The 7,657-nt window shown below is 72.0% G+C and carries 8 protein-coding genes and 2 pseudogenes; 3 read left to right on the plus strand and 7 right to left on the minus strand.

Annotated elements, in window-relative coordinates; genetic code table 11:
- Window positions 1-538 precede the first annotated feature (538 nt).
- Window positions 539-1,612 (plus strand): peptidase, encoded by a 1,074-nt coding sequence (locus tag ABZY91_RS30840; protein ID WP_355406095.1) that lies wholly within the window; start codon window positions 539-541, stop codon window positions 1,610-1,612.
- Window positions 1,613-1,983: 371 nt separating this feature from the next.
- Window positions 1,984-2,508 carry a hypothetical protein gene (locus tag ABZY91_RS30845; RefSeq protein ID WP_355406111.1) on the plus strand — a complete coding sequence of 175 codons (525 nt, stop codon included), beginning with the start codon at window positions 1,984-1,986 and terminating at the stop codon, window positions 2,506-2,508.
- Window positions 2,509-2,579: 71 nt separating this feature from the next.
- Here the strand turns inward: ABZY91_RS30845 and ABZY91_RS30850 are convergent.
- The 3 genes and pseudogenes from ABZY91_RS30850 to ABZY91_RS30860 form a co-directional block, all read right to left on the minus strand.
- A pseudogene (locus ABZY91_RS30850) lies at window positions 2,580-3,029 on the minus strand (site-specific integrase); the annotation flags it as partial.
- Window positions 3,030-3,117: 88 nt separating this feature from the next.
- Window positions 3,118-3,641 (minus strand): annotated as a pseudogene (locus ABZY91_RS30855) (transposase); the annotation flags it as partial.
- Window positions 3,642-3,801: 160 nt separating this feature from the next.
- Window positions 3,802-4,212: a helix-turn-helix domain-containing protein gene (locus tag ABZY91_RS30860; RefSeq protein WP_355406097.1), complete on the minus strand. Its 411-nt coding sequence runs from the start codon at window positions 4,210-4,212 to the stop codon at window positions 3,802-3,804.
- Between the two features lie 100 nt (window positions 4,213-4,312).
- On the opposite strand from ABZY91_RS30860, the gene ABZY91_RS30865 reads away from it, so the two are divergent.
- Window positions 4,313-5,170: an alpha/beta hydrolase gene (locus tag ABZY91_RS30865; protein ID WP_355406099.1), complete on the plus strand. Its 858-nt coding sequence runs from the start codon at window positions 4,313-4,315 to the stop codon at window positions 5,168-5,170.
- A gap of 45 nt (window positions 5,171-5,215) precedes the next feature.
- Here the strand turns inward: ABZY91_RS30865 and ABZY91_RS30870 are convergent, their stop codons facing one another.
- The 4 genes from ABZY91_RS30870 to ABZY91_RS30885 all read right to left on the minus strand — a co-directional run bounded on the left by ABZY91_RS30870 (window position 5,216) and on the right by ABZY91_RS30885 (window position 7,523).
- The gene (locus ABZY91_RS30870; RefSeq protein ID WP_355406101.1) at window positions 5,216-5,650 is read right to left on the minus strand and encodes a YdeI/OmpD-associated family protein; all 435 of its coding nucleotides are present in this window, start codon (window positions 5,648-5,650) and stop codon (window positions 5,216-5,218) included.
- Window positions 5,651-5,782: 132 nt separating this feature from the next.
- Window positions 5,783-6,202, minus strand: coding sequence for a VOC family protein (locus ABZY91_RS30875; protein WP_355406103.1), 420 nt, complete (start codon window positions 6,200-6,202; stop codon window positions 5,783-5,785).
- 107 nt (window positions 6,203-6,309) lie between these two features.
- On the minus strand, window positions 6,310-6,969 hold the full coding sequence (locus ABZY91_RS30880; RefSeq protein ID WP_355406105.1) for a glyoxalase: 660 nt from the start codon (window positions 6,967-6,969) through the stop codon (window positions 6,310-6,312).
- Between the two features lie 5 nt (window positions 6,970-6,974).
- Window positions 6,975-7,523, minus strand: a complete 549-nt coding sequence (locus tag ABZY91_RS30885) for an AraC family transcriptional regulator (protein ID WP_355406109.1) — start codon at window positions 7,521-7,523, stop codon at window positions 6,975-6,977.
- Window positions 7,524-7,657 lie beyond the last annotated feature (134 nt).

A 7,657-nucleotide genomic window follows, 5' to 3' on the forward strand; every position in this document is an offset into this window, starting at 1 on the left:
CGGGCGCAGTTCCCCGGAGCGGCCGGAGATGCGCGTGGCCCACGAAACCGTCTACCGGACGCGCTGCAGGCTGACTCCCCGTCCCGCGCGGGGAGGACCTGCTCGAACGTCGTCCGGGAGATGCCGATACCGGCGCCCGACCCGGCCCCGCCCGCGCGGGGAGGACAGCGGGCGGCTGCGCTTGGCACGGTGCTCGGAGCGGTGCGCCGTGGGTGGCCGCCCAGCCGTCCGGCGCCGTGCGGTCGCCTGCGGAGGAACACCTTCGAGCTGGCCTCATCCGGACACGGAGGAGCCTTGACCCCCTTGCCGCGACGTGGACATGATGGACCGTCACATGACGATTCCGCCGACGGGGGAGTCCGCCCCGTACCCGGCGCCGGCCCGTATGGGTAGGGCTGTCGGCCCCGGTCGGCGGCGGGGCCGGGGCCCGTCGACGGGTGTGTCGTCCCCTCCTCCCGTCGTGGTCCGCGGGACCGGGGTTCCCGGGGCCGCGCCTCGCCCGGCGGACCTCCCGTGCCCGGGCCCGGAAAGGCACCCCATGCCCCCGCGTCACCGGCTCGTTCGCCTGCTCGCGACACCGGCGCTGGCCGCCGTCCTTCTGCCGCTCTCTATCGCCCCCGCAACCGCCGTCCCCGCCGCGGGTGGTGGTTCGCCGGCCCTGGTCACCACCCTCCTGCCGCGCGAGGTCTCGGCCGGCTGGCTGGCCCGGCAACTCGTGGACGGCGACCACTTCGAGAGGGTCGTCGCCGGTACCGTCCGCCCTGACCAGGACCTCACCGCCGACGCCGTGCTGGCCTTCGCGGCCGCGGCCACCGCTGACGACGCCGGAGCCCGCGCCACCGCCTGGCTGGCCCGCCCCGACATCCTCGCCGACTACCTCGGCGACGGCACCACCGAGGCCTACGCGGGCCCCACCGCGAAGCTGCTGCTGCTCGCCCAGGTCCGCGGGCTGGACCCGACGAACTTCGGCGGCGTCGACCTCGTCGCCCGGCTCCTCTCGCTGCTGGCCCCGAACGGCCGCTTCGCCGACCGCTCCCAGTCGGGCGACCGTAGCGACGTCGCCAGCCAGTCGTTCGCCCTGATCGCCCTCTCGCGCACTGCGGCGGGTATCCCGCAGAGCGCCCGCGGCTTCCTGAGCGCCGGCCAGTGCCTGACCGGCGGATACCCCGCTGCCTTCGGCCCGACCACCTGCACCGGCGACCCCGACGCCACCGCGCTCGGCATCCAGGGCTTCAACGCCGGAAACGGCGCGGGCTCCTCCGGGTACGCCATGGGCTGGCTGGTCAACCAGCAGCGCCCGGACGGCGGTTTCGTGTCCCCCGGCGCCACCGAGCCCAACGCCGTGACCACGGGCCGGGCATCCCACACCCTCTTCACCGTCGGCTCCAGCGGCGGATACCGGGCCTTCAAGTGGCTGGAGCCGCGCCAGCTGCGCTGCGCCGCTGCTCCGGAGCAGCGCGGCGCCGTCCCGTACAACTCGACCGGCTTCGACCAGGCCACCGCCGTGCGGGCCACCGTCCAGGCCACCCTGGCGTTCTCCCCCGGACTGAAGGGCTTCGCCAGGCTGAGCGCGGCCGGTGCGAAGCCGGAGTCGCCCGTCCTGTCGTGCTAGTGCTGTGACCGCACAGGTTCACCGGGTTGGCGCCAGCAGGCCCTGGGCCGGTCGGATGTCGTGAGACGTTCAGCTCGGAAGGGGCCCGGTGGCGGAGCCGGTCAGGGTTCGCAGACTCACGGACCAGGAAGGCCGGCAGCTACAGCGGATCGTGCGGCGGTCGTCGGGGAGGCCGCAGGACCGGGGCCGTGTGGCCGTCAGGGCCCCGGTTCCGGACGAGCGCCAGCGCAGGCCGGGAGCCGCCCTCTCACTCGATGGAGTGAGTACGAACCGCAGGCCGCGCGGAAGCCCGCCACCCCGCAGACGATGGATACCGGGCGCAGCCGCACGGCTGCGCCCGTACTCTCCACCCTGTTGGAAGGAAAGCGGAAGTGACTCGTACGAGAGCTCCCCGCATCAGGACCGGGCGCCTGGCCTTGGTGGCCGGAGCGGCCTTCATGGCCGCCCTGGTCCCCGCGACGACGGCCCAGGCGGCCCTGCCGTCGAATTCCGACCTGGAGGTGGTTCGGCTCGACCCGGACCAGGTTGCGCCGGGCGGTACGACGACAGTGCACGGCTTCGTCGCCAACGGAGGTCCCCAGAAGACCGCGAACAGCTTCACCGTCAGCGTCCGCCTGCCGCGCCAGGTGACACCCGAGGAGCCCTACTTCCCCGAGGACTGCCAGGCGACGCAGGGCCTGCTCGGCGTCTGGACCGTCCGGTGCGTCTTCCCGGCTGGCCTCAACGTGGACGACAGTGCCACCGCACTCATCCCGGTCAGGGTCTCCGAGAATGCTCCTTTCGGGAATCTGACCGGCGGACGGGTCAGCGTCAGCAGCATCGACGACATCCTCCACCTCGGCAACAACTCCACGCCGTTCGTCATGAAGATCGTCGAAACAGGTCGGCAGGGCTGAACGCCCGGGCCCGGCGGCGAACCCCGCGAGCGTCCCCTGCTCACCGGCCCCGCCGAGGAGCAGGGGACGCCCGCGATGGCTTCCGCCGACGGGTTGAAATACCGGCGGACGTTCTCCGGCTTCCGGTGCCGGGACTTGGCCATCAGCATCGGCTCGGACGCGCCCTGCTCGCCGAGGTGGGTCAAGGAGGAGTGCCGGTACTCGTACAGGTCCCAGCCGCTGCCCGGCCCCGCCGGCGCGGTGTGCTGGTCAAGTAGCGCGCGCGCCCGGCCGTAGGAGAGCCGGGCCAGGCCGGTATCCGGGGAGACGTCCCGGGCGGAGGCGACCTTGCCCGGTCCGGGGCGGCGGTGGGTGACGAACACCGGCCCGCGGGTGCGGCACTTGAGCAGGCGGGGCAGCAGCCGGGCGGTGCCGGCGCCCCAGAACACCGTCTCCAACACGTAGTCGGAGCGGGCGGCGCAGCGGCGTCGGACCTTGGGCTGGACGCCGCTCGGCTTCATCGGGCAGCGGCGGCCCGCTAGAAGTCTGATGACGATTGTTCGGTTCTGGCCCCACCGCGTGGGCGCGGCTTCTGGTGCTGCGACCGCATACGTGCGCCGGGTTGTTTGATCACGCGGCGAGGACGGGTTTGCCGCCCCGGCGGACGCCCTTCTTGCTGCGGACGCGGACGCGGGTGCGTTCGCGTTCGCGGCGTTGGGCGGCCGGGACGTCGGGGTGGCGGGCGTTGGTGTTGCGCCAGCACAGGTAGGCGCGGAGTGCACGGGTCTGGACCGTGTGGTTCGGGTGATCGGAGTTCGCGAGCGTGAACTGCCGCAATGGTCCGAAGTGTGCCTCGATCGGGTTGGCCCAGGAGGCGTTGGTCGGGGTGAAGCACAGGTGGACGTTGTTGTTCCTCGCCCAGCGCAGGATCTTCCTGCCGTTGTGGGCGGAGAGGTTGTCCAGGATCACGTAGACCGGGCCCCGTCCGGGCGGGCGGACCGGATCGACCCGAGTGCGGCCAGGGTGTTCACGGTTCCCTTGCGGCGCCGGTCGACACCCCAGAGCCTGTCGTCGCCGATGGAGTAGCGGCCGTGGAAGTAGGTGACGCACTGGGTGCGGTGGTAGGTCGCCGGGAGTCGGTCGGGCCGGCCCTGGCGGAAGGATTGACAGGGGACGACGTCGATCGCCGGCTCCTTCGTCACCAACCACCGCGTGCCGGCGACATCCCCTCCATCTCCCACGTGGTGGCAGGGCGGCGACGCCGGCCGCATCGAGTACCCGAGCCAACCGGTACCGGGCGCGGAACCGGCCTGCCTATCCCTCGTCGACCTCCTGGTCGACGGCTTCGTTGGCGCGGTCGATCTCGGCCATGTGCTCCTCCGCCCAGGTCCGCAGCCCTGCAAGCGCGGTTTCCAGGGACAGCCCGAGTCCGGTGAGTCGGTAGAAGACCCGCGGCGGTACGGTCGGCTCGACCCGACGCGACACCAGCCCGTCGCGGGTCAGGCTTCGCAGCGTCACGGACAGCATCTTCTGCGAGACGCCGGGCATCCGGCGTCTCAGCTCTGCGAAGCGCACCTCGTCCGGTGCGGCACCGGCGAGCGTCTTGACGGCCATGGACGTCCACTTCGTGCCGATGCGGTCCAGCAACTGCCGCGTCGGGCAGTGGGGATCGAACAGATCGCCGCGTACCCCACGACCGGCGGCCCCGGCTCCTGGGGTGGTCACCTGTGGCTCACCACCTTCCCTGAAAGTGCCGTCTAGGAAGCATCCGGACAGTTACCTATCGTTCTGTGGTCACCAATGGTAACCAGTCGGAGGAGCCGTCATGCCCGTCACCACCGCACACCACCTGCGCCGCATCGCGACGAACGGCGTTCAAATCAACGTCGCAATCGCCGGGGACGGACCCGCGGTCCTCCTGCTGCACGGCTTCCCGCACACCTGGCAGCTCTGGAGCGGCATCATGGGCCGACTGGCCGGGCGGCACCGGGTCATCGCCCCGGACCTGCGAGGCTTCGGCGCCAGTGCACGTGCCGTCGAGGGTTACGACGCAGGCACCCTGGCCGCCGACGCCGAAGGGCTGCTCGACGCACTCGGCGAGCCCTCGGCAGCGGTGGTCGGCATCGACGCGGGCACCGCCCCCGCCGTCCTGCTCGCGCTGCGCCGGCCCGGCCTCGTCCGGCGCCTGGTCGTGATGGAGGCACTGCTCGGCCACCTGCCCGGAGCCGAACACGTCGTCGCGGGCGGCACCCCGTGGTGGTTCGGCTTCCACGCCGTCCCCGGCCTCGCCGAGACCGTCCTGGCCGGCAACGAGGCCCCGTACATCGACTGGTTCCTCGACTCGGGGACGCTCGGACGAGGAGTACCCGGCGACATCCGTGCGGCCTTCGTTCACGCGTACACCGGGAGCGAGGCCCTTCGCTGCGCGTTCTCCTACTACCGGGCCCTGCCCACCAGCGCGCAGCAGATCCAGGACGCCGCCGCGACGGCTCGGCTGACCATGCCCACCATGGCCGTCGGCTCTCACCCCGTCGGCACCGGGCTCGAACGCCAACTCCGCCCCATCGCCGATGACCTGGTCGGACACCACCTCCAGGACTGCGGCCACATCATCCCCCTCGACCGCCCCGACGCGTTGTTCGCGCTCCTTGATCCCTTCCTGTCCGCCGATCTGCCGAAGTGACCGGATCGGCGATGGCAGTGCCGCCGGAGTCGCTGCTCTCGGGGGTCAGTCCCGCAGGGTGGCGATGGCCTTCTCGATGCGCCGCCGGCGCGTCTCGGGCTTCTTCGCGCTCTCGACGGCGCGCACATGCTCGTGCTTGCGGCTCCGGGAAAGGTTGTCGTACGTGGCGCGGGCGACCGGGTCGCCGTCCAGGGCTCGGACGAAGTCCGGGGGCTCGACGACGACGCGCGGCTCGGTGTCGAGTTCCAGCTCGACCTCGACCTCCTCGCCGATCGCGACATCCGCGGCTTGCCGGTTGGCGTTGCTGAGGCCGAGCAGGTGGCGGCCGCGCATGATGGCGACCCGGCTCTTCCAGGAATGCCCGTTGACCGTGATCGTCACTGGAGGCCGCGCGCCGCCGCCGAGCGCTGCCACCACCTCGGGCGGAACCTCCAGGCCCCGCATGGGCTCGGGTGGTTCGACGTGGGCCCGAAACTTCATGATCCTCCTCCTGTCGTTCTGCAGGCTCACCGTGGATCCGGCCCGCCCGGCTCCGATCCAGCCGCTCCCACGTCCCGTACCGGGACCGTCGCCGTGTCCTGGGGGGGCGGCTGTAAGGCCAGGAGACCGTGGTTACTCGGCGTAGGGCTGGTCGGCCCCCGGGCCCGGGGCGCTGTAGCCGAGGCTCCAGATGTAGCCCTCCGGGTCGGCGAAGGTGCCGCCGTACCCGCCCCACGGCAGAGCGCCGGCGGGCTTGAGGATCGTGGCACCGGCCTTCTGGGCCTCCGCCATGATCTCGTCGACCCGTGCCTCACTGCGGACGACGTAGGTCAGAACCAGCCTGCTGAAGCCGCTGCCTTCCGGGTCCGTGCCCACCTGCCCGGCCAGGCCCTCGCGACCGTAGAAGCCGACCGGCGAGGCGCCGTCCGAGTCGAAGAACACCGAGATGCCGTAGTCGTCCTTGATCTTCCAGCCGAGCCCCTCGGTGTAGAACTGCTTGGCCCGGTCCATGTCGCGGACACCGAGGAGGATCGAGCTGACGTGCGCCTTCATGTCGTGCTCCTTGCACTGTGGATGTGTACGTGCCGGACGTCCGGGCCGGTGCCCGGTTGTCACACCGGCGGGTGTTCGCCGGTCGATCGGTGGGACAGGGCCGGGGTTCAGGACGGCGTGGGGGCGAGCGACGCGGTGGCCTCCCAGGCGAACCCGTCCGGGTCGGTGAAGGCGTCGGCGGTGCTGCCGAGGACGATGCGGTGCGAGCCGGTGCCGTCGACGGGGACGCCGAGGTCCTTGGCAAGGGCGCGGCGCTTGTACAGCGCCAGCGTGACGGGGCTGGACTGACCGGGGGCGAACTCGGCGTACTTGCCGCCGAAGCTCTTGGCCACGGTCAGGCCCCGGCCGGTGTAGAGCTGCTTGGTGGCCTTCACGTCCTCGACGCCGATCAGCAGGACGACCGCGTCGACCTCGCGGGTGGCGGGGCCGGTGTCCTTCTTCGCCGAGGTCGCGATCTTCCAGATCGTCCCGTCCGGGGCCCGGACGACGCCGCTGTAGCCCCACAGCGACTTCGCGGCGGGCTTCAGGACCGTGGCGCCGGCGTCCACGGCGGCGCCGAAGAAGCTGTCGACGGTGGCCGGCCCGGACACGGTGAGCGCCAGGGTGAAGCCGCGGAATCCGGTGGAGTGCGCCTCGGACGCCCGCAGGTGGATGTACGTGTCCACGCCGAAGGCGCTGTAGAAGCGGCGGGCGGCCTCGGGGTCGGCCACCTCAAGGGTGACGGACGCGAGGGACGTGTGGGCTGCGGTGGAAGCGGTGGTTGCCATGACCATCACGCTAGGGGCTGTGGGGCGGTCGGGGCTTCTCGATTCCTGACCGGTCTTGAGACCTGCTTCGCCACGCACGCCGGCATCCCCTCCACGTTGATCGCCGACCCCGCATCGGGGGCCGTACCTGCGGCATCGGCACGGTCGGCCGTCGCATCCGTCGCATCCGCCGCTTCTGCCGTTTCTGCCGCCTGGCGGCGGAAGGCCCCGGGCGGCATGCCGACCAGCTCGGTGAAGCGGGTGGTGAACGTCCCCAGCGACGCGCAGCCGACCTCGAAGCAGACCTCGGTGACGCTGAGGTCACCCCGCCGCAGCAGCGCCGCCGCCCGCTCGATGCGACGCGTCATCAGGTACGCGTACGGCGCCTCGCCGTAGGCGGCCCGGAACTGCCGGCTCAGGTGCCCGGCGGACATGTTCACGTCGCGGGCGAGCGCCTCCACGTTCAGCGGCTGCGCGTATTCCCTGTCGATCCGGTCGCGGACGCGGCGCAGCCGCGCGAGATCGGCCAGACGCTGCGCCTGAACGCGAGCACGCCGCCATTCGGCGTTGCACATGGGAGCCTCCCCTTTGTCTTTCATCTCTTCCATCTCCATCGAGGTCGTCGAGGGTGGCGGGGGGGGGCGCGCGCGGCCGGCCCCCCCCCCCAACACAGGTGAGGCGGGCCGCCCCCCCCCCGCGGCGCCGGGCG

This window comes from Kitasatospora sp. NPDC002965 (genome assembly GCF_040611255.1).
Lineage (GTDB): Bacteria > Actinomycetota > Actinomycetes > Streptomycetales > Streptomycetaceae > Kitasatospora.

Coding starts and splice junctions, on each gene's coding strand:
- ABZY91_RS30840 (WP_355406095.1), top strand. CDS start 539: ATGCCCCCGCGTCACCGGCTCGTTCGCCTGCTCGCGACACCGGCGCTG.
- ABZY91_RS30865 (WP_355406099.1), top strand. CDS start 4,313: ATGCCCGTCACCACCGCACACCACCTGCGCCGCATCGCGACGAACGGC.
- ABZY91_RS30870 (WP_355406101.1), bottom strand. CDS start 5,650: ATGAAGTTTCGGGCCCACGTCGAACCACCCGAGCCCATGCGGGGCCTG.
- ABZY91_RS30875 (WP_355406103.1), bottom strand. CDS start 6,202: ATGAAGGCGCACGTCAGCTCGATCCTCCTCGGTGTCCGCGACATGGAC.
- ABZY91_RS30880 (WP_355406105.1), bottom strand. CDS start 6,969: ATGGCAACCACCGCTTCCACCGCAGCCCACACGTCCCTCGCGTCCGTC.
- ABZY91_RS30885 (WP_355406109.1), bottom strand. CDS start 7,523: ATGTGCAACGCCGAATGGCGGCGTGCTCGCGTTCAGGCGCAGCGTCTG.